Genomic DNA, 26581 nt, shown 5'->3' with positions numbered 1-26581 from the left:
GCCCCCTATAGTCGTGGCTGCTCCGGGCGTTGCCCCGGGCGCTTTCAGTCTCGACGGTCACTCAGGGAGTCGGAAATGCGGCGAAAACCCGATCTGGTCATGGCACTGGTGCTGGCCTTCGGCATCGGGGTCGTGGTGACGGGCTATGCCCAGGCACTGGTGGGCAGCTGACCCGGCAAGCAGTGCCATGACCAGAAACGCAGGACGAACGGGCCGCTGCATCACGCAGCGGCCCGTTCGCATTATTGCCTGGCGGGCGAGGCGGGCCGCACCACCCGGGCGTCGCTGACGATGGCGTCGAGCGGCACGTCCCAGGGTGCGGTCGGCAAGCGTTCCACCCGCTGGCAGTCGTGGGCCAGGCCGATCAGGGTCGGGCGCGGCCCGGCGCGTCGGGTGAAGGCCAGGCTACGGTCGTAGAAGCCGCCGCCCATGCCCAGGCGCTGGCCGTCACCGTCGAAGCCCACCAGGGGCAGCAGGATCAGGTCCAGTGCCCAGGTCGGCCGCCGTCGGGCGCGGTGGGCGCCGTGGCGCGTCTCGGGTTCGAGGATGCCGAAGCGGTTGCGCACCATGGGCGTGCGGGCGTGATAGTGCACGAACCACAGCGTGTTGGGCGTCAGCGGCTTGAGCACCGGCAGGTAGACGCGGACGCCACGGCGGGTCAGCCAGGGAATCAGGGGTTGCGGGTCGATTTCGCCGTCGTTGGGCAGGTAGAGCGCCACCCGACGGGCCCGGCGCACTTCGGGGAGTTGGCGCAGTCGCCGACAGAGGGCCTGGGCAGCCCGGCGCTGCTGGCGCGTGTCGAGCGCGCGGCGACGGCGGCGCAGCGTCTGACGCAGCTGGCGACGCCCGCCGGGGGAATCGGCGTCGATCGCGGAAATCGGAAACGGTTGCTGCATGATGCGGAGGGGTTCCCCAGAGTGCCGCTGTCGTTGTGGCCCTTGAACCCTTGGTTCAAGGTGGGTGGCCGCAGCCGAACCGTCAGGCTTTCCGTCGCACGGACATGCACACGGGTCCGGCTAGCTGTTGGCCGCCCTGGGTATTGCGCATAGGCTCGAGGGACGATAACGACTGGCCAACACCCCAGGGAACGTCTTCATCGTAACAGAGCACATCACGGCGTCCAATGTCATTCCGCGGCGGGTCGGCCATTGCTGGCCAGGGCCTGCTCCAGACGCTCGCTCAGGCGGTCCAGGGTGCGCTCCCCGTCGCGCCGCTCCTCCAGCGTCTCGAGCAGCTCGTGGGTGATATTGAGGGCGGCCATGATGGCGATGCGCTCGTTGCCGAGCAGCGAATTCTGGGCATGGATGCCGTGCATGGCGCGGTCGAGGTAGCGGGCGGCACGGTCGAGCTTGTGCTCCTCGCCCGGCTCGCAGGCGATGGTGTAGTGGCGACCCAGCAGGGTGATCTCGGCGGTCGGCCGGGAGGCGTCGCTCATGGCAGGCTCCGGTGTCGGGCAGGTTCCGCAGTGTCGGGCGCGATGTCGAGCGCAGTGTCGAGAGAGTGGCGCGATGCGGTACCATCCCGAGTATCAGGACGGGGCAGTCGACCACAAGCCACTATAAGAGAGCCCGTCACGCCCGGTCAACGCGCCGGCCAGCCCGGCGCGGCCTCCCTGCCATCGATGCCAATCAGGAACCCGTCATGTCCTCTATCGACGACCGTCCGGACTTCTCGACCATCGCCGACCTCTTCCTGCTCCACTGCAGCCTGCAATCGCCGGCCTTCCTCGACGGCCGCCTGTGCGCCGCCCTGGCGCTCAGCGACCTTGGTGCCGACGCCTGGCTCGAGAGCGTCTGCCTGAGCCTCGGGGTCGAACAGCCCCGCGACCGCGACAGTGCCGAGACGCTGCTCTCCTGGCGCCGCCACACCCTCGAGGCCCTGGCCGACAGCTCGCTGGACTACGAGCCGCTGCTGCCCGATGACCTCTACTCGCTGGCCGAGCGCGCCCGCGGGCTGCGCGAATGGACCCAGGGCTTCCTGGAAGTGCTCGACGAGGTGGGTGAGGCGCCGCGCGAGCGCTGGTCGGCGGCGCTGGCCGAGGCCGTCGAGGATCTCGCCGCCCTGGCCACCCTGGAGACCGACCTCGACGACAGCGCCGAGAACGAGAACGACCTCTTCGCCCTCACCGAGCACGCGCGCATGGCGGCCATGCTGCTCTACACAGAGCAGCACCCCGGCCAGCCCCAGGTCGAGGGCACCGAGGCCCCCACCCGCCACTGAAGCCACCCTCCCATTTCCGCGACCCACAGGAGACGCCATGCCGCCCGAGACCCTGCCCCGTCCCGCGCCGATTGGCAACGCCGAGTACCGCGAGCGTCGCACGGCGCTGATGGCCGAGCTGCCGCCCGACAGTGCCGTGCTGCTCCCGGGTGCTTCGCTGGTCACGCGCTCCCGCGACAGCGAGTTCCCCTTCCGCCAGGCGAGCGACTTCCACTACCTCACCGGCTTTCCCGAGCCCGACGCCCTGCTGGTGCTGCTCCCCGGCCGTTCCGAGGGCGAGAGCGTGCTGTTCTGCCAGGACCGCAACCCCGCGCTGGAGACCTGGACCGGCATTCGCCTGGGTGCCGAAGGAGCGGTGCGTGAGCACGGCGTCGATGACGCCTACGAGAACAGCGAGCGCGAATCCTGCCTCGACGCCCTGCTCGACGGACGCACCACCCTCTACCTGCTGCTCGACGACCCCGACTCGCTGACCTTGGCCCAGGCGGTGCGCGGCCGCCTGGCCGCCCGGGCGCGTCGCGGTGCCCGTCCGCCGCTGGCCTTCGCCGATCTGGCCCCGCGGCTCCACGCGCGGCGGCTGATCAAGAGTGCGGCGGAGCTCGCGCTGCTGCGCCACGCCGGCGCCGTCTCCGCCCGTGCCCATCAGCGGGCCATGGCCGCGGCCCGGCCGGGGCTGGCCGAATTCCAGCTGCAGGCCGAGCTGGAGCACGAGTTCCGCTGGCAGGGCGGCAGCGGCCCCGCCTACGCCAGCATCGTCGGTGGCGGTGCCAATGCCTGTGTGCTGCACTACGTCGAGAATCGCGCAGCGCTGCACGACGGTGACCTGGTGTTGATCGATGCCGGCGCCGAGTTCGACCTCTACGCCGGCGACATCACCCGTACCTTTCCGGTGAACGGCCGTTTCAGCGAGGCGCAGCGCGCCCTCTACGAGGTGGTGCTCGAGGCCCAGCAGCGCGCCCTGGACGCCGTGCGTCCCGGCACCACCCTGGCGGCGATCCACGACGGCGTGGTGCGCGACCTCACCGCCGGGCTGATCCGCCTGGGGCTGCTCGAGGGCGAGGTGGTCGCGCGCCTCGACGACGAGAGCGTGAAGCGTTTCTATCCGCACTCCACCTCCCACTGGCTGGGGCTGGACGTGCACGACGTGGGCGACTACCGGCGCGATGGCGAGCCGCGTCCCCTGGCGCCGGGCATGGTGCTCACCGTCGAGCCGGGGCTCTACATTCCCGCCGACGACGATATCCCGGCGCCCTTCCGCGGCATCGGCATTCGCATCGAGGACGACGTCGCCGTGACCGCCGAGGGTCGCGAGGTGCTCACCGCCGATGTGCCCAAGCAGGTGGACGAGATCGAGGCCTTGATGGCCAATCGCTGACCAGCCGGGGTGCGGCCGGTGCGACTCTATTATGTAATTACGTTACGCAATACGGAGGGCCGGAGATGGCCGAGGGGGAAACGCAACGGGTGGATATCGCCATCGTGGGGGGCGGGCTGGTCGGCGCCAGTCTCGCCTGTGCGCTGGCACCGCTGATCGACCGTTACGCCTTGCGCGTGGCGGTGATCGAGGCGGCCCCCCTGGGCGAGACAGCGAAGCAGGCCTGGCAGCCGAGCTTCGATGCCCGCGCCAGTGCCATCGCCGAGGGTTCTGCCCAGCGCTTTCGCAGCCTGGGGCTGTGGAAGGCCATGGCCGAACAGGCGGCACCGATCCGACGCATCCACGTCAGCGAGCGGGGGCGGCTGGGCGCCACCCGCCTCGGCGCCGAGGAGCTCGGTGCCGAGGCGCTGGGTCACGTAGTGCCCAACGCCTGGATGGGCCGCGTGTTGCACCGTCGCCTGGGCGAGCTGCCCCTGGCTTGGCACTGCCCGGCGCGTGTCGAGGCAATCACGCCACAGCCCGAGGGCTATCGACTCGCGCTCTCCGACGGGGGCGTGCTCGAGGCCGGCCTGACCGTGCTCGCCGACGGCGGCCGCTCGGGCCTCAAGGCGCGGCTGGGCATCGCCAGCCAGGAGTCGCCCTACGATCAGGTGGCGCTGATCGCCAATGTGGCGGTGAGCCGTCCCCACCAGGGGACGGCCTACGAGCGCTTTACCCGCGAAGGCCCGATTGCCCTGCTGCCGCTGCCGGGCCAGCAGATGGCACTGGTGTGGACCCACGCCACGGGTTGCGAGCGCGCGCGGCTGGCGCTCGCCGACGGCGACTTCCTGGCGGCGCTGCAGGCCGCCTTCGGTGACCGTGCAGGCCGTTTCCGGCAGGTGGGCAGTCGCCACGCCTACCCGCTCAGCCTGGTCACCGCCCGGGAGACGATCCGCCCCGGGCTGGCGGTGCTCGGCAACGCCGCCCACGCCCTGCATCCGGTGGCCGGCCAGGGCTTCAACCTGGCCCTGCGCGGGGTGACCGACCTGGTGGATGCCCTGGGTGAGGCGCTGGCGGCGGGCGAGGCGCCCGGGGCGCTGGCCACCCTGCAGGCCTTCGAGGCGCGCCGCGCCGGCGACCGCGACGCGGTCACCCGCTTCAGCGACGGCCTGGTGCGGCTGTTCGATATCGACAGCCCGTTGCTCTCGCACGCCCGCGCGGCGGCGCTTGTGGGCCTCAATCTGGCCGGCCCGCTGCGCCGTGGCCTGGCGCGCCGCGCCATGGGGGTGGAGCGCTGAGATGGCCCAACAATCGCAAGACAGCGGAGCGCAAGGGATGGCCGAGGAAAAAGGACAGGACAGCGAGGCGATCATTGTCGGTGGGGGGATGGTTGGCGCGGCCCTGGCGGCCCTGCTCGGCGAGGCCGGGGTGGCGGTGACGCTGCTCGATGCGCGACCGGCGCCGCTGGACCGCCTGGCGGTGGGGCGCGGCCAGCCGGCGCGGCGGGTGAGCGCCATCACCCCGGTGTCCCAGCGCCTGCTCGAACGGCTCGGGGCCTGGCCCTGGATGGCCGCCCGCCGCGTGACGCCCTATCGCGGCATGCGGGTGTGGGACGCCGAGGGCAGCGGCGAGGTGTGCTTTTCCGCCGACCAGGCCGGCGTGCCGGCGCTGGGACATATCGTCGAGAACGACGTGGTGCTGGCCGCCCTGGAAGCCCGCCTGGCGGCGCTGCCCAGCGTGCGGGTGCGGCTCGGCGCGCGGGTGGCGACAATGCGCGAGACGCCCCACGGCCGCGAGGTGGCACTGGAGAGTGGCGAGCGGCTCGCCGCGCGCCTGGTAGTGGCCGCCGACGGCGCCCGCTCGCCGCTGCGCGAGCAGGCGGGCATCGGGGTGACGGCCCGCGATACCGGCCACGTGGCGGTAGTCACTACGGTGCGCACGGCGCGCCCGCACGGCGGGGTGGCGCGCCAGACCTTCCTGGCCACCGGACCGCTGGCCTTCCTGCCGCTGACCGTCGACGGCGACGACCGCTACTGCTCGATCGTCTGGTCGACTGCCTCCGCCGAGGCCGAGCGGCTGGTCGCCCTGTCGCCGACAGCGCTCGGCGAGGCCTTGACCGATGCCTTCGCCGGCGAGCTGGGCGCGGTGAGCGTGGTGGACGGGGCGCTGGCCGTGCCGCTCACCCAGCGCCATGCTGAGCGCTACGTGGCGCCCGGTTTCGCCCTGGTGGGGGATGCCGCCCACAGCATCCACCCGCTGGCCGGCCAGGGGGTGAACCTGGGGCTGATGGATGCGGCGGTGCTCGCCGAGGAGCTGCTTGCCGCGCGGGGGCGCGGCATGGCGATGGGCGAGACGCCCGTGCTCGAGCGCTACGCGCGGCGCCGACGCGGCGACAACGCCGCCATGCTGGCGCTGATGGACGGCTTCCGACTGCTGTTCGGCACCCGCCATCCGGCGCTGACGCTGGCGCGCAACCTGGGCCTGTCCGGCGTCGACCGCCTGGTACCCATCAAGCGGCTGCTGATGCGCCAGGCGATCGGCGAGCGCGGGCGGCTGCCTCGGTCGTGTCGCTGAGGCGGGTGCCGCTAGTCGCCGCGGGTGCGCTGGCCCACCACGTTGAGCGCCTTGAGCAGGTTCAGCGCCTCGGCGAGCTGGTAGTCCTCGCGTAGCCGCTCGCTCATCTCGCGGCTCTCGCGGGGTGTGTCCCGGGCACGCAGGTGGCCCTCCAGGTCGGCCTCGCGCACGCCGATGTCCGGCCCCTCGGCGACCTCCAGCCGGCCGCGCACCACCGTGACGTCGGGGGCGATGCCCTGGGCCTGGATGGAGCGCCCCTCGGGGGTGAAGTAGAGCGCCGTGGTGAGCTTGAGGCCCTCGCCGTTGCCCAGCGGCATGATCTGCTGCACCGAGCCCTTGCCGAAGCTCTCGGTCCCCATCACCACGGCGCGTCGCTGGTCCTGCAGTGCGCCGGCGACGATCTCCGCCGCCGAGGCGCTGCCGCCGTTGATCAAGACCACCAGGGGCACCTCCGGAGCGGCCGTCTCGCGGCTGGCGGAGAAGCGCATTTCCGTGTCGGGCAGGCGCCCTTCCGTATAGACGATCAGCCCCTCCTCGAGGAAGGCGTCGGCCACCTCGACGGCGGCCTGCAGCACCCCGCCGGGGTTGTTGCGCAGGTCGAGGACCAGGCCGTCGAGCGGCTGCTCGGACGACAGGTCGTCAAGGGCCTCGAGCACCTGCTCGCCGGTGCGGTTCTGAAACTGACTCACCCGCAGGTAGCCGAAGCCGGCTTCGAGCAGCTCGTGCTTGACGCTCTCGGTGCGGATGATCTCGCGGGTGATGGTGACGCGGCGCGGCGCCTCCTCGCCGCGGCGCAGGATGGTCAGGGTGATGTCGCTGCCCGGTTCGCCGCGCATCACGTTGACCGCCTCCTGCAGCGACAGCGACTCGGTGGGGGTGTCGTCGATGCGCAGGATGACATCGCGCGACTGCAGGCCGGCGCGGGAGGCCGGGGTGTCGTCGATGGGCGCGATGATAGTGAGCTGGCCATCCTGCATGCCCACCTCGATGCCCACGCCGCCGAATTCGCCCTGGGTCGACTCGCGCAGGCTCTGGAACTCCTCGTCGTCCAGGTAGGCGGAGTGCGGATCCAGCTCGCTCAACATGCCACGCATGGCGTTGCGCAGCAGGGTGCGGTCGTCGATCTCCTCGACATAGGCGCGCTTGATGCGCTCGAACACCTCGGCGAAGGTCTGGACGTCCTCCACCGGCAGGGCGTCCACCGTGGGTGCCTCGTCCGGCAGCGCCTCGTCCGGCAGCGTCTGGGCAGCCAGCGGCAGGGGAGCGAAAAGGAGCAGCAGCGCCAGGGGCAGCGGCGCCGTGCGGCAGGCGCGGGGAGCGCGGGCGAAACGTGACAGCATGCAAACTCCGCAAAGTCAGGAGGCGAGGCAGCCCAGCATAGCCCGTGCTCATGGGCTTGTGAAAGAGTGCGTCCTCAGCGGCGGGCGATCCACGCCTGGGGGTCGATGGGGTCGCCGCCGCGGCGCACCTCGAAGTAGAGCGCGGGCTGGCGCTGGCCGCCGCTCACCCCTACCGCGCCGAGCACCTCGCCGCGCGACAGCGCCGCGCCCACGCTCGCCTCGAAGTGCTGCAGGTGGGCGTAGAGCGTCATCACCTGGTCGCCGTGGTCGAGAATCAAGAGGTTACCGAAGCCGCGCATCCAGTCGGCGAACACCACCCGGCCGGGGTGCACGGCGGTGACCGGCGTGCCTTCGCCGGCCTGGATCAGCAGGCCGTTGCGGTGCACCCCATCGCCCTGGCGATAGCGCGCCGCCAGGCGGCCCTGTACCGGCCAGGGCAGCTCTCCCCGGGTCTGCTCGATGGCGGTGGAGGGCGGCGGCTGGTCGAGACGCGCCAGTTCCTCGCGGATGGCTTCGAGGCGCTGTTCAGCCGCTTCGCGGTCGCTTGCCAGCTCGGCGAGGCGTGCCCGTTCGCTGCCGTGGCGCGCCTTCAGCTCGGCGAGCAGCTGCTCGCGCTCGGCCACCTGCTCGGCCAGCTCGGCGCTGCGCGCGGCCAGCGTCTCGGCCAGGGCGTCGAGGCGCTGGCGCTGCTCGTGACGTTGGCGCTGGTTGGTGGCGAGGGCGTCGTCGAGCTCGGCAATGGCATCCAGGCGGGCATGGCGCGCCCGCGCCAGGTGGTTGAGGTAGGTCTGCAGGCGATCCAGGCGTGCCGGGTCATCCTGGTTGAGCAGCAGCTTGAGCTGTGGCGTCAGCCCCACCCGGTAGAGGGCATCGAGCTGGGCGTGGAGGGCCTCGACCTGGGCGTCGCGCTCCGCGTGCAGGTCGTCGCGGGCCGCCTCCAGTTCGGCCAGCATCGCGTCGACCTCGCGCCGCTCGGCCTGGATGGCGTCGAGGCGGCGGTGGGTGTCGGCCAGCGCCGTCTCCACCTCGCGCAGCCCCCGGGAGGCCTCGTCCTGGGCCTCCCGGGTGGCGGCAAGGCGTCGGCTGGCGTCTTCGATCGCCGTACCGATGGCGTCGAGGCGCTCACGCGCCTCGCGTTCGCTGGGCTGGGCGGCGAGCCAACCCGGCGCCAGGGCGAGCGCGAGGGCGACGACGGTCAGAGCGAGGCGGGTGCGCCCTCGGTTCATGGGCAAGGCGCTGCGTGCTCAGGATGCCGGCTCGACCAGCACCCGTCCGGTCATCTCCTCGGGGACCGGCTGCGCCATCAGGCTGAGCAGGGTCGGGGCGATGTCGCACAGGCGCCCCCCGTCGAGCAGGCGCAGCGGCTGTGGCCCCACGTAGATCAGCGGCACCGCGAAGGTGGTGTGGGCCGTCTGGGGCGCGCCGGTCTCGGGGTGGACCATCTGCTCGGCGTTGCCGTGGTCGGCGGTGACCAGGCAGGCGCCACCGGCGCGCTCGATGGCTTCCACGACCCGGGCCACGCAGGCATCCACCGTCTCGATGGCTGTCACGGCGGCGTCGAAGTCGCCAGTATGGCCGACCATGTCGCCGTTGGCGTAGTTACACACCACCAGGTCGAAGGTGCCGGCGTCGATGGCCTCGACCAGCCGGTCGGTGACTTCGACGGCGCTCATCTCCGGTTTCTCGTCGTAGGTGCGCACCTCCTTGGGTGAGGGCACCAGGATGCGGGTTTCGCCGCGGTACTCTTCTTCGCGCCCACCGGAGAAGAAGAAGGTGACGTGGGCGTACTTCTCGGTTTCGGCGATGCGCAGCTGGGTCAGGCCACGGCTCTCCATCACCTCGCCGAGGGTGTTGTGCAGCGCCACGGGCGGAAAGGCGGCGGGGGCGGGGATGTCCGCGGCGTACTGGGTCAGCGTGGTCAGGCTGCCGCCGGCAAGCGCGGGGCGCTTGCGGCGTTCGAAACCGGAAAAGTCGTCCTCGACGAAGGCGCGGGTCAACTCTCGGGCGCGGTCGGCGCGGAAGTTCATGAAGAAGGCGGCGTCGCCGTCGTCGATGGTGACCGGCCCGCCCTCGCCGTGGATGGCGGTGGCGGCGACGAATTCGTCGGTTTCGCCACGGTCGTAGGCGGCTTCGAGGCCGCCTACGGCGCTCTGTGCAGTGTGCTCGCCCACGCCTTCGGTGAGCAGGCGGTAGGCCTTCTCGATGCGCTCCCAGCGGTTGTCGCGATCCATGGCGTAGTAGCGCCCGATCAGCGAGACCACGCCGCCGTTGCCGGCGCCGACCAGCTCGGTCAGTCGCGACTCGGTGCGCTCCAGCGAGGCACCGGCGCTCTTGGGGGCGGTGTCGCGACCGTCGAGGAAGGCGTGCACGTAGATTCGCGTGGCGCCACGCCGTGCGGCCAGCTCGGCCATGGCCAGGATGTGGTCCTCGTGGCTGTGCACGCCGCCCGGCGAGAGCAGGCCGAGCAGGTGCACCCCCTTGCCCGCTGCCACGGCGGCGTCGATGGGAGCGGTGAGCGCAGCGATGGCGTCGAGGCCGCCCTCTTCCACCGCTTTGGTGATGCGCGTGAAGTCCTGGTAGACGATGCGCCCGGCGCCGAGGTTCATGTGGCCGACCTCGGAGTTGCCCATCTGGCCGTCGGGCAGGCCCACGTGGCGGCCGTCGGTGTGGATCAGGGTGTGGGCGCGCTCGGCCCACAGGCGGTCGAGGGTGGGCTTGTGGGCGGCGGCAACGGCGTTGCTCTCGCGGTCGGGGTTGTGGCCGTAGCCGTCGAGGATGATCAGCGCCACGGGGCGCGGAGCGGCAGAAGCGGAAGGAGTCGTCATGTCGGGAAGGCCTCGTTATAGTCTCGGCACGACCCGCTATCGGTCTCGGCGACGGGGTCGCGACTTGCATCGGCTTGCGGCATCATAACGCACGGCGGGCTTCGACGTCATGGCGACGGCCGAGCCTGCCGCGAGGCGCGCGCCCTTCGTGTATACTGGCCGCCGCCAACATTGCCCAACCGTGTATCCGACCCAGAGTGTCCCGGACCCATGATCGATCAGCTGTTCGAGTTCGTACAGAATCACCCGCTGCTGGTAGCCGCCTTCCTGATGGTACTGCTGGCGTGGATCTTCTACGAGGCCCGTAACGCCTCCTCCAGTGGCGTGACCGCCAGCCAGGCAACGCAGCTGATCAACCGCGAGGACGCGGTGGTGGTGGATACCCGCGAGGCCGGCGATTTCAAGGCCGGCCACATTGCCGGGGCGCGCAATATCCCGCAGAGCCGCATCGACAGCCGCATGAACGAGCTCGACAAGGTCAAGGAGAAGCCGATCGTCGTGGTCTGCAAGAGCGGCCAGAGTTCCGGCGTCACCGTGGCCAAGCTCACCAAGGCCGGCTTCTCGCGGGTCTTCAAGCTCAAGGGCGGCATGATGCAGTGGCAGGCCGACGGCCTGCCGGTGGTCAAGAAATAGCTTTCCAAGAAATAGCTTCATTCCAGCGACGCAAAGGACCATTCCCATGGCGGAAGAGAACAGCCAGAACGGCGGCGACAACCAGGCCGCCGGCCAGCAGAACCCGAACCAGCAGCAGCTGCAGTTCGCCGTGCAGCGCGTCTACGTCAAGGACATCTCCTTCGAGGCGCCCAACTCCCCGACGGTGTTCCAGCAGCCGTTCAAGCCCAAGGTGGGCGTGGATCTCAATACCTCGAGCCAGAAAGTCAGCGACGACCTCTACGAGGTCACGGTCAAGGTGACCGCCCAGGTGACCCACAGCGAGGAGGGCACCACCTCTTTCCTCGCCGAGATCGAACAGGCCGGCCTGTTCCGCATCAGCGGGATCGAGGGCGCCCAGCTCGACCACACCCTGGGCGCCTTCTGCCCCAACATGCTCTTCCCCTACGCCCGCGAGTGCATCGACAACCTGGTCAACCGCGGCGGCTTCCCCCCGCTGATGCTGTCGCCGGTGAACTTCGAGGCGATCTACGCTCAGAAGAAGAAGCGCGCCGCCGAGCAGGCCCAGCAGGGCACCGGCGAGCAGACCACTCAGTAACGGCGGTCGAGACGTGGCCACGCGTGCGCCGCGCATCCATGTCGCCGCCGACTTTCGCGTCGGCGGCGACGTCGTTCTGCCGGAAGGCGCCGCCCGCCACGTGGCGCGGGTGCTGCGTCTGGGCTCCGGGGCGCCGCTGACCCTGTTCGACGGCGCCGGCCGGGAGGCATGCGCGGTGCTCGTCGAAGCCTCGCGCAAGCAAGTGGTGGCGCGCGTGGATGCCATCGAGGCGGGCCGCGGGGAATCGCCGCTCGCCGTGCACCTGGGCCAGGCGATCGCCAAGGGCGACCGCATGGACTTCGCCATCCAGAAGGCCGTGGAGCTGGGCGTGGCCGCCATCACGCCGCTGTACACGGCCCACGGCGAGGTGCGCCTCAAGGGCGAACGCGCCGCCAAGAAGCTCGCCCACTGGCAGGCGGTGGCGGCGAGCGCCTGCGAGCAGTGCGGGCGTGCCACCCTGCCGCCCGTGCATCCGCCCATGGGGCTCGCCGACTGGCTGGCGGGACGCGACGAGGCCCTGCGCCTGGTGCTGCATCCCGGCACCACCGGCGCGTTCGAGCGCAGCGAGGCCCCCGGGGATGCCGCCCTGCTGATCGGCCCCGAAGGCGGCCTGGCCGAGGAGGAGGTCGCCGCGGCCCTTGCCGCCGGCTTCGCTCCGCTCGCCCTCGGCCCGCGCATCCTGCGCACCGAGACCGCTCCGCTGGTGGCCCTCTCGCTGCTGCAGCACCGTTTCGGCGACCTCTGAGCGTTTTCGCTCCCCTTACTTTACTGCTGATGGAGCCGCTGCCATGTCCGATTCACGCGATCGCCGGTCTTCCCGTCCTCCCACGGCCGGTGCGCGCCGCTCGCGGGCGCCCAAGGCGGCGGTGGGCGAGGTGGCCTATCTCGAGGTGGTCACGGTCAACGACACCGGCGCCTTCCTCGACTGGGGGCACCCCCGCGACCTGCTGCTGCCCTTCGGCGAGCAGCTCTTTCGCCCCACGCCGGGCAAGCGCGTGCTGGTGCACATCTATGAGGATCAGCAGGGGCGGCCGGTGGCTTCGCAGAAACTCGACCGTTTCATGCAGGATGTGGCGGTGGGCCTGGTCCCGGGCGACGAGGTGGAGTTGGTCGTCGCCGAGGCGACCGATCTCGGTTTCAAGTCGGTGGTCAACCACCGCTTCTGGGGACTGCTCTACCGCGATGACGTGACCCGCCCGCTGCGTCGCGGCCAGCGCCTGGCCGGCTTCGTCAAGCGCGTGCGCGACGACGGCCGGCTGGATCTCTCGCTGCTGCCGCCGGGGCCGGCGCGCCTCGACGCGGTGGGCGAGCGGGTGCTCCAGGCGCTGCGAGCGAGTGGCGGCTACCTGCCGCTCTCGGACAAGAGCCCTGCCGATGAGATCAAGGCGCGCCTGGGGGTGAGCAAGAGCGCCTTCAAGCAGGCCATCGGGCGGCTCTACAAGCAGCAGCGGATCACCATCGAGGCGAGCGGTATCCGCCTCACGCCCGGCGGCGACGCCCGGGGCGGGTCCCAGGTGTCAAGCGACAACAACGACTAGCCGCCGAGGGGGAGGGTAACCGGCTCAGGGCGTCGACTTGAACTCTGCCTCATGCAGCCAGGCGGCGTGCTTGGGTGCCTTCTTGGTCCGTGACCACTCCTCCACCATGGCCGGCGCGACCTCCTTGAGCTGTCGCATCTGCTCCGGCGTGCCCTTCTCGTAGGTCAGCTCCAGGCGGTGCCCGTTGGGGTCGAAGAAGTAGATCGAGCGGATGATGCCGTGCTCGGTGGGGCCGATCACCTCCACTCCCTTGCTTTCCAGTTCCGCCTTGGCGGCCAGCAGGGCGGCCTCGTCGGCAACGCGGAAGGCGATGTGCTGCACCCAGGCCGGGGTGTTGGGGTCGCGGCCCATGGGCGGCGAGGTGGGAATCTCGAAGAACGCCAGGATATTGCCGTTGCCGGCATCCAGGAAGAGGTGCATGTAGGGGTCGGGCTCCTTGGTGGAGGGCACCTTGTCTTCGGCGATGGCGACCAGGAACTCCATGTTGAGCTTGTCCTGGTACCACTCGACGGTCTCCTTGGCATCGTTGCAGCGGTAGGCGACGTGGTGGATCTGCTGGATATCGATCATGGCGGACCTCTGGGCAATTAGTTTCATATGAAACTAAAAAGTAAGCGTGACCGGCCGGCCTGTCAAGGCGAATGAGCCGCCTGCCTTGGTGTCGTCCGGGGCCTCGGGCATACTGCGCCTATCCACTGACGCGACCGGACAGCGACCATGAGCGAACGCGCCCTCCAGGTGGGGGTGGTGATGGACCCCATCGCCGACCTCGCCTACAAGAAGGACACTACCCTGGCCATGCTGTGGGCGGCCCAGGCGCGCGGCTGGACGCTGCACTACCTGGAGCCGGAGGATCTCTTTCTGCGCGATGGCCGGGCCTTCGGGCGTATGAGCGAACTCGAGGCGTTTCGCGACCCGACGTGCTGGTATGCCCTGGGCGAGTCGGCGGTGCGGCCCCTGGCGGAACTCGACGTCATCCTGATGCGCCAGGACCCGCCGGTGGACAGCCACTTCCTCAACGCCGTGCACCTCCTGGGCTTCGCCGAGCGTGAGGGGGTGCTGGTGGTCAACCCCACCCGGGCCTTGCTGGAGTGCAACGAGAAGCTCTTCGCCCAGCAGTTCCCGCAGTGCTGCACGCCGACCCTGGTCTCCTGCAACGATGCGGTACTGCGCGCTTTCCACGCCGAGCACCGTGACGTCATCTTCAAGCCGCTGGACGGCATGGGCGGCAGCGGCATCTTTCACGTCCCACCCGAGGGGCGCAACCTGGGCGCCATCATAGAGACGCTCACCGAGCGCGGCCGCCGCCAGATCATGGCCCAGCGCTACATCCCCGAAATCCGCGACGGCGACACGCGCATCCTGCTGGTGGATGGCGAACCGGTGCCCTTTGGCTTGGCCCGCGTGCCCATGGCGGGCGAGACGCGCGGCAACCTGGCCGCCGGCGGCCAGGGCCTGAGCCGCGAGCTCACCGACCGAGACCACTGGCTGATCGCCCAGGTGCAGCCGATGATCCGCGACAAGGGCCTGCTGTTCGTCGGCCTCGACGTCATCGGTGACTACATCACCGAGATCAACGTGACGAGCCCCACCTGCGTGCGCGAGATCGACGACCAGCGCGGCACCGACATCGCCGGGCTGCTCATGGATGCCATCGTGCGGCGTCTGGCCAGGCGACGCCGAGCCTAGACGGAGGAGACTCGGCATGCCGGCGGCGCTCAGCGATCCCATCCATTACGCCCCGGTCACGCGGCCCTATCGTCGCTGGCTGGCGGTGTCGGCTGCCCTGCTGGTGCACCTGGCCGTGCTGGGAACGGTGTCGGGACTGCCCTTCACCCCATCGCCGCCTCCCGCCACCAGCGTGGAGGTGGTGCTGGTGACGCGCACCGCGCCGTCTCCGGTGGAGGCCGAGGCCATCGCCGCGCGCGACCAGCGCGCCGCCGGCGATGCCCGATCCCAGGCGCCAGCCGAGTCCCGGGCGGTGCCGCCGGCCCAGCAGCGGCGACGCGAGGCGGCGGAGCCTGCAGTCGACCCGGCCTCGCCGGCCGAGCCGCGCCAGCGCGCCACCGAGGTCGCCGCCCAGCCCCGCGAGAGTGCCCCGCTGTCGGCCAGTTCGCCATCGACGCCGCGAGTGAGCTCGCCCTCGGCGGCGGGGCGCGACCTGCTGGCGCAGAGCACCCAGAGTCGTCGCCGGCCAGGCCCTGTCGCGGAGATGGTCGGCCCCGGCGACGAGGGCGCCCGCCAGGCGGCGAAGCAGGCCGCCGAGGCGCGCTACATCGATGACTGGACGCGCCGCATCGAGGCCTACGGCAATCGCGTCCCGCGTGCGCCTCGCGACCTGCACGGCCAGCTGCGCATCCGCGTGGTGATCGGCCGCGATGGCGAGCTCCGTCAGGCAGAGGTGGTACAATCCTCAGGACATGTCGAACTCGACCAGGCGGCACTGGAGACCGTGCACCGCGCCGCCCCCTATCGCCCCTTCGACAGCGGCATGGGCGCGCTGGACAGCCTCTCCATCACCCGCGTCTGGCGGTTCGGCCAAGGCAATCACTACGGCGTGCGGCCGAGTCCCTGACCCGCCGCCTGGGAGTCCCATGCAATCCGTGCAAAACTTAGGCTTGAAACACCATTTCCTGCTGGCGATGCCGCACTTGGAAGACCCCAACTTCGCCGGCACCCTCAGCTACCTGTGCGACCATGACGAGAACGGCACCATGGGCGTGATCGTCAACCGGCCGCTGGACATCACCCTGGATGCGCTCTTCGAGCAGCTGGAGCTGGGGGGTGAGGAGAGCCCGCACCGCAACGCGCCGGTCTACTACGGCGGGCCGACTCACAAGGATCGTGGCTTCATCCTGCATCGTGGCGCGAGCGATCCCTGGGATTCCAGCATCCAGGTGGCCGACGACATCGCGCTGACTACCTCCATGGACATGCTCCAGGCGCTGGCCGAGGGGCGCGGCCCCGAGCAGTTCCTGATCTGCCTGGGCTGCGCCGGCTGGGAGGCGGGCCAGCTCGAGCACGAGCTCAAGGAGAACGCCTGGCTCACCGTGGAAGGGCGCTCCGAGATCCTCTTCGAGGTACCGGCCGAGCAGCGCCTCTCCGCCGCCGCCGGCATTCTCGGCGTCGATCTGAGCCTGATGACCCGCGAGGCCGGGCACAGCTGATGGCCAGCGCGGGGCAGCGCCTGGTGCTGGCATTCGACTTCGGCACCCGGCGTATCGGCGTGGCGGTGGGCAACGAGCTGGTGGGGCGCGCCCGCGAACTCGAGCCGCTGCCCGCCCGCGACGGCATCCCCGACTGGGCGCAGGTGGCGTGTCTCGTCGAGGAGTGGCAGCCGGGGCTTTTCGTGGTGGGGTTGCCGCTGCACGCCGACGGCAGCGAATCGGACATGAGCCGGCGCGCCCGCAAGTTCGGCAAGCGCCTGTTCGGCCGTTACGGCGTCCCCTGCGAGTGGATCGACGAGCACGGCTCGACCCGCGAGGCCAAGACCATCGCCCGCGAGGCGGGGCATCGCGGCAACTATCGCGACCAGGGGGTCGACGGCATCGCCGCGGTGCTGATCCTGGAAAGTTGGTTCGCCCGCGGCGAGGGGTTGCCCGTCCCCCGTGACGGCATGCCCGGTTAGGTCGCGGCGGCACCGTCGTCGCGGTGCGCCTGGACGATATCGCCGACCGAGATGCAGGTGAACTTCTCGATGAAGAAAGCCAGAGTGGCCGGGCAGGAGAAGCGCTCCTCGAAGCGCTCCTGCCGGTCGGGGTAGCGGCGCACCACGCTGGCGCGGTACTCGTTGCCGGCCTTGGTGAGCGTCAGCGACGCCTTGCGGTCTGCCTCCTGCTTCTCCACCACCAGCCGGTCTCGGCTGGCCAGCAGCTCGCCCAGCACGCGGCCGTCCTCGCGCTCCTCCGGGGTGGCCCAGACTTCCTGGTCACGCTCGCCGTAGCGGTAGAGCAACAGCGCCGGCAGCACCGAGAAGATCGTCCCCGTGAGCAGCCAGGTGAGCCCCACGCCGGAGGGCGACAGGCCGAAGATCGCCAGTACCTGGATGACGATACCGGCCACCAGCAGCACGGCGAGCGGCCGCCACTGGCGGGGGTTGAGGTAACCTCGGCCCAGGGTGTGACCCCAGAGCCCGACCACCGCCACGGCGCCCACGGCCACCTGAGCCAGGTTCACCAGGGAGCCGGCGCCCAGCAACAGGGCGATGATGCCGATGCCGACCAGCAGGGTGTAGAAGCCGCACAGCAGGAGATAGGCGCGTTGCAGGGTCATGGCGGATGTGCCTCCGTCAGCGTCAGGTTATCTGTCTTGTCGTCAACTTCCCCAGCATAGGCGATGATCGGCCGGCTGCCCGTTTCTCAGAGCGCGGCGTCGTCAACGCCCAGGCGCTTGGGTACGAACCAACGCACCGGCCGCAGGTCCTGCTCGATCAGCGACTCCACCTGGAGCAGGGTGGCGAAGATCGCCATGCGCACCGGGATGCCGTTGTCGGTCTGGCGGAAGATCGCCAGGCGCGGGTCGCCGTTGAGGTCGACGTCGAGGTCGTTGGCGTCGGGACGGCTGTCGCGGGGCAGCGGGTGCATCACCAGGGTGTCGCGGCCGCAGCGACCGTCCAGGAAGGCGCGATCCACGGTGAAGTCGCGCGACAGGCTGAAGCCCTCGCTCATCTCCGCGGTGAAGCGCTCCTTCTGGATGCGCGTGGTGTAGACCACGTCGACGTCCGAATAGTCGTCGGCGAGGCTGTCGCGCTGCTCGACGCGGTGCCCGCGCGAGGCCACCAGGTCGACCAGGTGGCTCGGCATCTCCAGCCCCGGCGGGGCCACCAGGGTCAGACGCATGGGCGCGTAGAGCGACAGCAGCTTGATCAGCGAGTGCACGGTGCGGCCGTACTTGAGGTCGCCGGTGAGCAGCACATGGGCGTCGGCGAGCTGCTTGCCCAGGCGGGTGAACTCCTTGTCGATGGTGTAGAGGTCGAGCAGTGCCTGGCTGGGGTGCTCGCCCGGACCGTCGCCGCCATTGATCACCGGTACGTGGGTGGCGGCGGCGAATTCCGCCACCGAGCCCTGCTCGGGGTGGCGCATCACGATGGCGTCGCAGTAGCCGCTCATCACCCGGCTGGTGTCGTAGAGCGACTCGCCCTTGGCCATGGAGGAGAAGGTGAAGCCGGTGGTGTCGCAGACGCTGCCGCCCAGGCGACAGAAGGCGGCGTTGAAGCTCACCCGGGTGCGGGTGCTGGCTTCGAAGAAGAGGTTGCCGAGCACCGCGCCCTCCAGCACCCGGGTGACCTGGCGCCGCTGGGCAATGGGCTCCATGCGCGCGGCAACGCGCAGCAGGTGGTCGACGTGGTCGCGGGAGAGGGAGTCAACGGAGAGCAGGTGCGGGGGCATGGCGGCCTCGGTCTGGGACGGTGGATAGGGGCTAGTGTAACCGGCCCCGCCGCCTCACTTCAGCCTACGGGCATGGAATTCTGCGGTGTGGCAGCCGGCGTGCGTGTTTGATTTCAATTGAAACTATTTTGACCCCAGTCAAGGCAGCCAGCCTCCTACGGGCCGATACTGGTACCGACATCTAGATCACCTGACGGGAGCAACACCATGGCCGCTGCACAGACCACCCGCGCCTCCTCCTGGTGGGAACGCCTGACCGAACGCTGCTATGCCTCATCCACGGCTCAACTGGTACGTGGCGTCCAGCATGAAGCGGGTTCTACCTATCATGCACTTCTGAATGACTTGGAGAGTCCCCTCGAGCCTGGCTTCGAGCGCGAGATGGCGAGACAATTGGCGGCGGGTCAGCCGACCGGCTTCGTACCGGCCAGGGCGCTGATGCCGGTGATGATGCAGCGCTTCGGCCTCGACGAGGCAAGCTTCACCGGCGACAGTGGTTTGGCGGCGATGCACAAGACCTGCAACGCCTGTCCGGTGGTCGGTCAGTGCTGGCGTGCCATGCGTCGTGACGCCGACACCGAGGAGTGCCGTGCCTTCTGTCCCAACGCCGAGGCTTTCGACCGCCAGGCCGCTCTAGCCTAAGGCAGGCGCCGCCAGACCAGGGCATCCACCCGGCAGCGGCCCCCGATATCGATGATATCGGGGGCCGCTTGCGTTGTGCGCTCTGCCGACCAGCTCAAGGCGCGTCGCTCAGTCGGTGCGCCGACATAGTGCCACCAGCCGCGCCTTGGAGGGTACGCCGAGCTTGGCATAGGCGCGCTTGCGGTAGGTCTCGGCGGTGGACACGGCAACCTCCAGCTCTCGAGCGGCCGTCTTGAGGGTATGGCCACGCAGAAGGTACAGGCAGAGCTGACGCTCGCGCTCGGAGAGCGGGGCGAGCACGGCGCTCTCCTCGTCGCTGGCGAGCTGTGAGGCCGGGCGGGGATAGCCCTGCGGATGGGGCAGGTAGTGGCGGTAATGGCGCCGGATCAGGCCGGCCAGCAGCGGCGCCAGGGCGTTGAGGCCGGCCAGGTCGGCGCGGGTGAAGGGGCCAGCCTGGCTGCCCCGATAGAGATTGAGGTAGTAGGCGCCGGCCTCACCGGGAATGGCCAGCGAAACCTTGTCGACCAGGTCGGGGAAGGCGAAGAGGTGGCTGCGGTAGGCCGACGGCATGGCCTCGGCCTGCATGGGGGTCAGCTCGGCCTCGCCGATGTCGTCCCCGGCGTCTACCAGCCGGCGCAGGCGCTGGTAGTTGGGGTCCTGGCGGAACAGACCGCCGGCGTAGAGTTCGGCCAGGCGGTCGGCGACCCGCGGCTGACGTTCGTTGGCCGCCAGCAGGCAGTCCACCGCGTCATTGCCGGCGTAGGCGAAGATCATGCACTGCTCGATGTCCACGGCCCGACGCAACAGGGCGAGCAGCTGCTCGTCGAAGCCCGCCTCGCCCAGGCTCGCCACACAGCTCGCCAGGGCCGGCATCAGCTCGGGCCAGTCGAGGGCGGCTTCGGCGCCGGGATCGTGCATGGTGGAACTCCTGATTGCGGGCGTCAGAGGCTTGTCCCGGCTTCTGCGGGACAGCCAGAGGTGCGCCGGCGGGGTAGGCTAGGGACAGACTCGACAACAACCCCCAACAGGAGAGCCCCCATGCGACCCGCCGGCAAGGGCGAACACGACTCGCTCTACTTCGATTATCCCCATTTCCCCTTCGTGCGTCCTGCCGAGCTGGAGGGCCAGACCCTGCGCCACCGTGTGGCCATCGTGGGTGCTGGCCCGGTCGGCGTGACCGCCGCCCTGGAACTCGCCCGCCACGGCATTGCCTCGGTGGTGCTCGATGACAAGGCCACCGTCAACGATGGCTCCCGCGCCATCTGCCTCTCGCGTCACAGCCTCGAGATTCTCCAGCAGCTCGGCGTCGGTACACCCTTCGTGGAGAAAGGCCTGAGTTGGACCCAAGGGCGCACCTACTTCCGTGACCGCGAGATATACCGCTTTCGGATGCCCCACTCGGACCAGGAGCGCTTCTATCCGATGGTTAACCTGCAGCAGCAGTACATCGAGCAGTTCCTAATCGACAAGGCGGCGGAGAGCGACCTCATCGAGCTGCGCTGGCAGAGCGTCGTGACCGGGGTGAATCAGGACGAGGAGGGCGTGATCCTGACGGTCACCACCCCCGAGGGCGACTACCGGCTGCAGTGCGACTATCTGCTGGCCGCCGACGGGGCGCGCAGCGTGGTGCGCAAGGCCTTCGATCTCCCGCTGCACGGCGAGGCCTACGAGGGACGCTATGTGATCGCCGATGTGCGTCTCAACTCCAACTTTCCCACCGAGCGGCGCGCCTTCTTCCACTCCCGGGCGATGCCCGACACCACCATCCTGGTGCACAAGCAGCCCGACGATATCTGGCGCATCGATTACCAACTGGGGCCCGACGAGGATCCCGAGCAGGCGGTGGAGGAAGCCAATACCCGCGCCAAGGTCGCCCTGATCCTCAACGAGGTGCTGCACGAGGGCGACGACTGGGAGCTGGAGTGGTGGAGCCTCTACAAAGCTTACACCCTGGCGCTGGACGATTATCGTCATGGGCGCGTGCTGTTCATCGGTGACAGCGCCCACCTGGTACCCATCTTCGGTGTGCGCGGCCTTAACAACGGCCTAGCGGACGCCGCTAACGCCGGCTGGAAGCTGGCCTGGGTGCTCAAGGGGCAGGCGCCGGATCGGCTGCTCGACAGCTACAGCCCGGAGCGTCGTGGGGCGACCCTGGACGTTTTCGCCAACGCTGGCAAGAGCACCCGCTTCATGACTCCGCCCAGCTGCGGTTACCGGCTGATGCGCAATGCCGCCCTGGCGCTGGCCGTCCACAACGACTACGCCAGCCCCTTCGCCGACCCTCGCCAGGTCACCCCTTATACCTACGCCGAGAGCCCGCTGACTCAGGCCGACGATGCCGCCTTCGATGCCGGGCCGGTCCCCGGCGCACCGCTGATCAACCGCCGCCTGGGCGATGACGACTTCCTGCTCGACCACCTGGGGACGGGATTCACTCTGCTGCACTTCAGCGAGGATGGTCGTGTCGAGTCAGCGCTGGCGGAGCACATCGAGGCGCTTCGGGCGCGCGGCGTCGATATCACCTTGTTGCGGGTGGCGCGCTCGCCGGCAGGTGAGAACACCCTGGTCGATGTGGACGGCAGTCTCTTCGCCGGCTACGGCGCGGCGCCGGGCACGGTCTATCTGGCGCGCCCCGACCGTCATGTGGCGGCGCGCTGGAAGACCCTCGAAATCCACGCCCTCGATGCCGCCCTGACCCTTGCCCAGGGCTGGGTCCTGGAAGGAGAACAATCATGAGTAACGCAACACTGCCCTTTGCCGACCTGGAACAGGTCTATGAGCGCCTGGCGACTACCCTGGACGAGCTTCCCGCCGCCGAGGAGAGCCACTTTCTCGCCCAGCTGGCCCTGGCGCTGGCCCACCGAGTGCCCGATGTCGACCAGGTAATGGCCGCCATCGAAGAGGCCCGAGAGGGAGCTTTCGCCGAATAGAGTGACCTCTTCCCGACAATCGATCCAACCGGCGCATAGGTGCCGGTTTGTTGGTTTACCACTGCAAAGCTGGGCGAAGGGGGCTGACTATCCCTGCCCACAGCGCTTCTGGGGGATTGCAGTTGCCCTGCCTGGATACCTGATCAGCCCGAGGTAGGCTGCCAGCGACACCAGCCCACCCAGCGCAATGGCGATGGCCATGGTGCGTGAGGTGCCGTCATGGAACTGGCCCACCAGGGCGCCGCCCAGGGCGGCGAGGGTCATCTGCAGAAAACCGAAGAGCGACGAGGCCGAGCCGGCGCACTGGGGATTGGGTGCCAGCGCCCCGGCCATGCTCTGCGGCATCACGATCCCGAAGCCGACCAGAAAGAGGATGTGCGGCCCAATGACGGCCCAGGGCTGATGAATACCGACCACGGCGAGCGTCGCCATGGTGGTGCCGGCCAGGGCACACATCAGGGTGGCGATCATCAAGAGGCGATCGCGACCCAGCCGGTGGCTGTAGCGACCGCTGACAATCGTGCCCGAGAAGAACCCCGCCACGATCAGCGTGAAGCCGATGCCGTACTGGAACGGCGTGAGTCCCATGTACTCGATGAGCACGAAGGAGGAGCCGGAGAGGAAGGCGAACAGCCCGGAAAAGCCGCTGGCATTGACCAGCGTGTAGCCGACAAAGGCGCGCTGTTTCAGCAGCAGGCGGTAATTGCGCAGAATGGCGATGGGACTGACCGACTGCCGGTTCTTGACTGCCAGGGGTTCCGGCATGAGAAACGCCAGCACCAGCAGCATCGCGGCGGCATAGAGCGTCAGCAGCAGGAATACCGACTCCCAGCCGAAGAACAGCAGCAGCCCCGCGCCGACGATGGGCGCCAGTGCCGGGGCCATCGCCATGGTGCTGGCCATGTAGGAGAGCACCCGGCCGGCCTCGATGGGGCCGTAGATATCGCGCACCGCCGCGCGCCCCAGCACCGGACCGGCGGCCCCGCCGAAGGCTTGCAGGAAGCGACCCACCAGCAGCCACTCGATGCTGCGGGCGAAGGCGCACAAGAGGCTCGCCAGCAGGAACAGCGTGATACCGGCGATCATCACCGGCTTGCGCCCGAAGCGGTCGGAGACCGGCCCGCAGAACAGCTGGGCCAGGGCGAAGCCCGCCATGTAGAGGCTCAGGGTCAGCTGCACCTGGTCGGGGCCGGTATCGAGGGCCTCGGCCATGGCCGGCATGGCTGGCAGGTACATGTCGGTGGCCAGCGGGCCCAGTGCGGTCAGCGCCGCCAGTACCGCCACGGTAGCGGGGGAGGTCAATCTCAGCACAGCGCTCTCCTGAACGAAACTTTCCGGAAGCCAATGACAAGCGGGCGAGGCCCCGTCCAGGCCTCGCCCGCTTCATTAGCCTGCGTATTATAGGGCAGCAGGCGTCGACTTGCTCACCCGGCGTCGGGCTGTGCCTCGGGCGCGGCTTGCTGGAAAGCAAGCTGTGCACGGCAGTTGGCGGTAATGCGCCGGATTCTGGGGTAGGCCGAGAGATCGCATTCGAAGCGCTCGGCGTTGAACACCTGCGGCACCAGGCAGATATCGGCCAGGGTCGGGGTGTCGCCGTGGCAGAACTCGCCGCTGCCCGCCTCGCGGGAGAGCATCGTCTCCAGGGCGTCGAAACCTTGGGCAATCCAGTGGCGATACCAGGCCAGCTTGGCGTCGTCGTCTACCTTGAGCTCGCGCACCAGGTACTTGAGCACCTTGAGGTTGTTGAGCGGGTGGATCTCGCAGGCGACCACCTGGGCCAGCGCGCGTACCCGGGCACGCCCCTCGGCGTCGGCCGGCAGCAGGGGCGGTTCGGGATGCGTCTCGTCCAGGTACTCGCAGATCGCCAGCGACTGGTTGAGCACCAGGCCATCGTCGGTCACCAGGCTAGGCACCAGGCCCTGGGGGTTGCGCGCCAGGTTGGCCTCGGTGCGCTGCTCGCCCTTGACCAGGTTGACCGGGGCCTGCTGGTAATCGAGGCTCTTGAGGTTCAAGGCGATGCGTACCCGGTAGGCCGCCGACGAGCGGAAGTAACCGTACAGCGTCGTCATGGTTGCGCCTCCGCTGGCTCACTTGGGCTCGTACTTCACGACCTGCTGATCGATGGCGCCGAAGATGCTCTGGCCGTTGCGGTCGAACATCTCGATTCGCACCCGGTCGCCGAAGCGCATGAACGGCGTCTTGCTGTCGCCGTGCAGGATCTTCTCCACCATGCGCACCTCGGCCAGGCAGCTGTAGCCCACGCCGCCATCGGCAACGGGCTTTCCGGGGCCGCCGTCGGGATCGGGGTTGGAGACGGTGCCCGAACCGATGATGGCGCCGGCGCCCAGGTAGCGGGTCCTGGCGGCGTGGGCCACCAGCTGTGGGAAGCTGAAGATCATGTCGGGGCCGGCCTCCGGCTCACCGAATTTCTCACCGTTGAGGTGCACGGTGAGCGGCAGGTGAACCTTGCCCTCCTGCCAGGCTTCGCCCAGTTCGTCCGGCGTCACCGCGATGGGTGAAAAAGCCGACGCCGGCTTGGCCTGGAAGAAGCCAAAGCCCTTGGCCAGCTCGCCGGGGATCAGGCCGCGCAGGCTGACGTCGTTGACCAGCATCACCAGCTTGATGTGCTTGGCCGCTTGTTCGGGGGTGACCGCCATGGGCACCTCGTCAGTCACCACGGCGATCTCGCCCTCGAAGTCGATGCCGTGCTCCTCGCTGATCGCCTCGATGTCTTCCGTGGGCGCCAGGAACTTGTCGCCGCCGCCCTGGTACATCAGGGGGTCGCTCCAGAAGCTCTCGGGCAGTTCGGCACCACGCGCCTGGCGGACCAGCTTGACGTGATTCAGGTAGGCGGAACCGTCGGCCCAGTGGTAGGTGCGCGGCAGCGGCGAGTGCAGCGCACTCGGGTCCAGGTCGAAGGCGCCCTCGGCGCTGCCGTCGTTCAGCTCGGCGTAGCGGGCTTCCAGCTTGGGGCTGACGGCATCCCAGGCCTCGATGGCCTGCTGCAGAGTGGTGGCGATATCCGCGGCGCTGACGCCGCGGGTGAGGTCGCGGGAGACGACGATCAGTTCGCCGTCGCGGCCTTTCTTGAGAGTGGCGAGTTTCATGGTGTTGTGAATCCTTTTCGTCAAGGGGGGGCAAACGTCGTTGGGGGAGGCCGGCTCTGCCGGGCGAACTTTTCGATAACCCCTCGCGCGCTAAAGCGCCCTCCCACGCGGTTGTGCCGCTACGGCTGGTTGGGGTCGAAGTGCGAGCATAGCGTCGACCAGACGTCCACATAGTCGCGCTGTCGGTATTCCGCGGCGAGTGCGGCTTTGGTGGGGTGATAGACGTAGCGACTCTCGAACATGAAGGCCAGGGTATCACTCAAGTATTGTGGCTTGAGCTCGGCGTTGGAGGCCTTCTCGAAGGTCTCGGCGTCGGGGCCGTGGGGCGACATGCAGTTGTGCAGGCTGGCGCCGCCGGGCAGGAAGCCCTCGGCCTTGGCGTCGTACTCGCCGTGGATCAGCCCCATGAACTCGCTCATCAGGTTGCGATGGAACCAGGGTGGCCGGAAGGTGTTCTCGGCCACCATCCAGCGCGGCGGGAAGATGACGAAGTCCAGGTTGGCCATGCCCGGCGTGTCCGAGGCCGACGTCAGCACGGTGAAGATCGACGGGTCGGGGTGGTCGAAGCTCACCGTGTTGATGGTATTGAAGTTGGCCAGATCGTACTTGTAGGGCGTGTAGTTGCCGTGCCATGCCACCACATCCAGGGGGGAGTGGTCGAGGCGCGTCTCCCAGAAGCGTCCGGAGAACTTGGCCACCAGCGAGAAATCCCCTTCGACATCCTCGTAGGCGGCGACGGGGCTGAGAAAGTCACGCGGGTTGGCCAGGCCGTTGGCGCCGATGGGGCCCAGGCCGGGCAGCTCCACCGGGCTGCCATAGTTCTCGCAGACGTAGCCACGCGCGGCGTCCACCCCGTCTGCCCGGCGGACCTGAAACTTGACCCCGCGCGGGATCACGGCGATCTCGCCATTGGCGACGTCGATCTCGCCAAATTCGGTCCGCAGCCGCAGCGCGCCCAACTGGGGGACGAAGAGCATCTCGCCATCCGCCGTGTAGAAGAAGCGGTCGGTCATGTCCTGGTTGAGGGTATAGACATGCACGCCCACGCCGGTCTGAGCGCCGGCATCGCCGTTGACGGCGATGGTCAGCAGGCCGTCGATGAAGTCGGTGGGCTCGTTGGGCAGCGGCGCCGGGTCCCAGCGCATCTGGTTGGGGTCGGCGGCGGGCTTGTCCAGCGGCGAGGTGTGAACCTGACGATTCTCCAGCGGCTGATAGGCGCTCTGCACCACCGACGGGCGGATACGATAGAGCCAGCTCCTCAGGTTCTGGTGGCGCGGCGCGGTGAAGGCCGAGCCGGTCAGCTGCTCGGCATAGAGCCCGTAGGCGCACTTCTGCGGCGAGTTCTGGCCCTGGGGCAGGGAGCCGGGCAGCGCCTCGGTGGCGAAGTGGTTGCGAAAGCCGCTCTGGTACTCGAGTGTCTCGGTCGTCATGGGGGGTATCCTCTGGTAATCGGC

The 26581-nt window shown here is 69.2% G+C and carries 28 protein-coding genes and 1 other RNA gene; 15 read left to right on the top strand and 14 right to left on the bottom strand.

What is annotated here, in order from left to right; translation table 11 throughout:
* Positions 1-242 precede the first annotated feature (242 nt).
* From FEF15_RS03985 to FEF15_RS03975, 3 genes are all read right to left on the bottom strand, one after another.
* Entirely contained in the window at positions 243-896 is a 654-nt protein-coding gene (locus tag FEF15_RS03985; RefSeq protein ID WP_163557856.1) for a 5-formyltetrahydrofolate cyclo-ligase, read from the bottom strand.
* Between the two features lie 9 nt (positions 897-905).
* A non-coding RNA gene (ssrS, locus tag FEF15_RS03980) (6S RNA) lies at positions 906-1090 on the bottom strand.
* Between the two features lie 36 nt (positions 1091-1126).
* Positions 1127-1435: a cell division protein ZapA gene (locus tag FEF15_RS03975; RefSeq protein WP_163557855.1), complete on the bottom strand. Its 309-nt coding sequence runs from the start codon at positions 1433-1435 to the stop codon at positions 1127-1129.
* A 206-nt stretch (positions 1436-1641) separates the two neighbouring features.
* On the opposite strand from FEF15_RS03975, the gene FEF15_RS03970 reads away from it, so the two are divergent.
* The 4 genes from FEF15_RS03970 to FEF15_RS03955 all read left to right on the top strand — a co-directional run bounded on the left by FEF15_RS03970 (position 1642) and on the right by FEF15_RS03955 (position 6148).
* The gene (locus FEF15_RS03970) at positions 1642-2220 is read left to right on the top strand and encodes a UPF0149 family protein (RefSeq protein ID WP_163557854.1); all 579 of its coding nucleotides are present in this window, start codon (positions 1642-1644) and stop codon (positions 2218-2220) included.
* A gap of 37 nt (positions 2221-2257) precedes the next feature.
* Entirely contained in the window at positions 2258-3595 is a 1338-nt protein-coding gene (gene pepP, locus FEF15_RS03965) for a Xaa-Pro aminopeptidase (protein ID WP_163557853.1), read from the top strand.
* A gap of 65 nt (positions 3596-3660) precedes the next feature.
* A complete protein-coding gene (gene ubiH, locus FEF15_RS03960) occupies positions 3661-4872 on the top strand; it encodes a 2-octaprenyl-6-methoxyphenyl hydroxylase (RefSeq protein ID WP_163557852.1) in 1212 nt (403 codons plus the stop codon).
* Positions 4873-4909: 37 nt separating this feature from the next.
* Positions 4910-6148 (top strand): UbiH/UbiF/VisC/COQ6 family ubiquinone biosynthesis hydroxylase, encoded by a 1239-nt coding sequence (locus tag FEF15_RS03955; protein ID WP_163557851.1) that lies wholly within the window; start codon positions 4910-4912, stop codon positions 6146-6148.
* Positions 6149-6159: 11 nt separating this feature from the next.
* Here the strand turns inward: FEF15_RS03955 and FEF15_RS03950 are convergent, their stop codons facing one another.
* The 3 genes from FEF15_RS03950 to gpmI all read right to left on the bottom strand — a co-directional run bounded on the left by FEF15_RS03950 (position 6160) and on the right by gpmI (position 10313).
* Positions 6160-7488: a S41 family peptidase gene (locus FEF15_RS03950; RefSeq protein WP_163557850.1), complete on the bottom strand. Its 1329-nt coding sequence runs from the start codon at positions 7486-7488 to the stop codon at positions 6160-6162.
* Positions 7489-7562: 74 nt separating this feature from the next.
* A complete protein-coding gene (locus FEF15_RS03945; RefSeq protein ID WP_163557849.1) occupies positions 7563-8714 on the bottom strand; it encodes a peptidoglycan DD-metalloendopeptidase family protein in 1152 nt (383 codons plus the stop codon).
* An 18-nt stretch (positions 8715-8732) separates the two neighbouring features.
* Positions 8733-10313, bottom strand: coding sequence for a 2,3-bisphosphoglycerate-independent phosphoglycerate mutase (gene gpmI, locus FEF15_RS03940; protein WP_163557848.1), 1581 nt, complete (start codon positions 10311-10313; stop codon positions 8733-8735).
* 210 nt (positions 10314-10523) lie between these two features.
* Between gpmI and FEF15_RS03935 the strand changes: the two genes are divergently transcribed.
* From FEF15_RS03935 to FEF15_RS03920, 4 genes are read left to right on the top strand one after another with little or no spacing between them, the layout of a single operon-like run.
* Positions 10524-10946, top strand: coding sequence for a rhodanese-like domain-containing protein (locus tag FEF15_RS03935; RefSeq protein WP_163557847.1), 423 nt, complete (start codon positions 10524-10526; stop codon positions 10944-10946).
* Positions 10947-10992: 46 nt separating this feature from the next.
* The gene (gene secB, locus FEF15_RS03930; protein WP_163557846.1) at positions 10993-11523 is read left to right on the top strand and encodes a protein-export chaperone SecB; all 531 of its coding nucleotides are present in this window, start codon (positions 10993-10995) and stop codon (positions 11521-11523) included.
* Between the two features lie 13 nt (positions 11524-11536).
* Positions 11537-12268 carry a 16S rRNA (uracil(1498)-N(3))-methyltransferase gene (locus FEF15_RS03925; protein WP_163557845.1) on the top strand — a complete coding sequence of 244 codons (732 nt, stop codon included), beginning with the start codon at positions 11537-11539 and terminating at the stop codon, positions 12266-12268.
* 43 nt (positions 12269-12311) lie between these two features.
* Positions 12312-13061 carry a S1-like domain-containing RNA-binding protein gene (locus FEF15_RS03920; protein WP_163557844.1) on the top strand — a complete coding sequence of 250 codons (750 nt, stop codon included), beginning with the start codon at positions 12312-12314 and terminating at the stop codon, positions 13059-13061.
* Between the two features lie 24 nt (positions 13062-13085).
* Here FEF15_RS03920 and FEF15_RS03915 read toward each other — a convergent pair whose 3' ends face one another.
* On the bottom strand, positions 13086-13631 hold the full coding sequence (locus tag FEF15_RS03915) for a VOC family protein (RefSeq protein WP_163557843.1): 546 nt from the start codon (positions 13629-13631) through the stop codon (positions 13086-13088).
* A 147-nt stretch (positions 13632-13778) separates the two neighbouring features.
* Here FEF15_RS03915 and gshB point away from each other — a divergent pair, with 147 nt between their 5' ends.
* The 4 genes from gshB to ruvX are packed head-to-tail and all read left to right on the top strand — an operon-like array spanning position 13779 to position 16689.
* Positions 13779-14750: a glutathione synthase gene (gene gshB / locus FEF15_RS03910; protein WP_163557842.1), complete on the top strand. Its 972-nt coding sequence runs from the start codon at positions 13779-13781 to the stop codon at positions 14748-14750.
* Between the two features lie 16 nt (positions 14751-14766).
* Positions 14767-15636, top strand: coding sequence for a TonB family protein (locus FEF15_RS03905; protein WP_163557841.1), 870 nt, complete (start codon positions 14767-14769; stop codon positions 15634-15636).
* A gap of 19 nt (positions 15637-15655) precedes the next feature.
* Entirely contained in the window at positions 15656-16228 is a 573-nt protein-coding gene (locus FEF15_RS03900) for a YqgE/AlgH family protein (RefSeq protein WP_163557840.1), read from the top strand.
* Positions 16228-16689 carry a Holliday junction resolvase RuvX gene (ruvX, locus tag FEF15_RS03895; protein WP_163557839.1) on the top strand — a complete coding sequence of 154 codons (462 nt, stop codon included), beginning with the start codon at positions 16228-16230 and terminating at the stop codon, positions 16687-16689. Before FEF15_RS03900 ends, ruvX begins: the two co-directional genes overlap by 1 nt.
* Here ruvX and FEF15_RS03890 read toward each other — a convergent pair.
* Complete coding sequence (locus FEF15_RS03890) at positions 16686-17333, bottom strand: hypothetical protein (protein ID WP_163557838.1); 648 nt, start codon at positions 17331-17333, stop codon at positions 16686-16688. The genes ruvX and FEF15_RS03890 overlap by 4 nt on opposite strands.
* An 86-nt stretch (positions 17334-17419) precedes the next feature.
* On the bottom strand, positions 17420-18448 hold the full coding sequence (locus FEF15_RS03885) for an aspartate carbamoyltransferase (RefSeq protein ID WP_163557837.1): 1029 nt from the start codon (positions 18446-18448) through the stop codon (positions 17420-17422).
* Between the two features lie 207 nt (positions 18449-18655).
* On the opposite strand from FEF15_RS03885, the gene FEF15_RS03880 reads away from it, so the two are divergent.
* Positions 18656-19090: a hypothetical protein gene (locus tag FEF15_RS03880; protein ID WP_163557836.1), complete on the top strand. Its 435-nt coding sequence runs from the start codon at positions 18656-18658 to the stop codon at positions 19088-19090.
* Positions 19091-19198: 108 nt separating this feature from the next.
* On the opposite strand, the gene FEF15_RS03875 is transcribed toward FEF15_RS03880, so the two are convergent.
* Positions 19199-20008, bottom strand: coding sequence for a helix-turn-helix transcriptional regulator (locus FEF15_RS03875; RefSeq protein ID WP_163557835.1), 810 nt, complete (start codon positions 20006-20008; stop codon positions 19199-19201).
* A 120-nt stretch (positions 20009-20128) separates the two neighbouring features.
* Here FEF15_RS03875 and FEF15_RS03870 point away from each other — a divergent pair, with 120 nt between their 5' ends.
* Both FEF15_RS03870 and FEF15_RS03865 read left to right on the top strand, forming a co-directional pair.
* A complete protein-coding gene (locus tag FEF15_RS03870; protein WP_163557834.1) occupies positions 20129-21826 on the top strand; it encodes an FAD-dependent monooxygenase in 1698 nt (565 codons plus the stop codon).
* Complete coding sequence (locus FEF15_RS03865; RefSeq protein WP_163557833.1) at positions 21823-22020, top strand: DUF2783 domain-containing protein; 198 nt, start codon at positions 21823-21825, stop codon at positions 22018-22020. The genes FEF15_RS03870 and FEF15_RS03865 overlap by 4 nt, the downstream gene beginning before the upstream one ends.
* 87 nt (positions 22021-22107) lie before the next feature.
* Here the strand turns inward: FEF15_RS03865 and FEF15_RS03860 are convergent, their stop codons facing one another.
* The 4 genes from FEF15_RS03860 to hmgA form a co-directional block, all read right to left on the bottom strand.
* The gene (locus tag FEF15_RS03860; RefSeq protein WP_163557832.1) at positions 22108-23331 is read right to left on the bottom strand and encodes a multidrug effflux MFS transporter; all 1224 of its coding nucleotides are present in this window, start codon (positions 23329-23331) and stop codon (positions 22108-22110) included.
* A gap of 113 nt (positions 23332-23444) precedes the next feature.
* Positions 23445-24089, bottom strand: coding sequence for a maleylacetoacetate isomerase (maiA, locus tag FEF15_RS03855; RefSeq protein ID WP_163557831.1), 645 nt, complete (start codon positions 24087-24089; stop codon positions 23445-23447).
* A gap of 18 nt (positions 24090-24107) precedes the next feature.
* Positions 24108-25127, bottom strand: a complete 1020-nt coding sequence (locus FEF15_RS03850) for a fumarylacetoacetate hydrolase family protein (RefSeq protein ID WP_163557830.1) — start codon at positions 25125-25127, stop codon at positions 24108-24110.
* 119 nt (positions 25128-25246) lie between these two features.
* A complete protein-coding gene (gene hmgA, locus FEF15_RS03845; RefSeq protein WP_163557829.1) occupies positions 25247-26557 on the bottom strand; it encodes a homogentisate 1,2-dioxygenase in 1311 nt (436 codons plus the stop codon).
* Between the last annotated feature and the right edge of the window lie 24 nt (positions 26558-26581).

Source organism: Halomonas sp. NO4, from assembly GCF_010994375.1.
Lineage (GTDB): Bacteria > Pseudomonadota > Gammaproteobacteria > Pseudomonadales > Halomonadaceae > Halomonas.
This window is presented reverse-complemented; position numbering and strand designations above follow the sequence as displayed.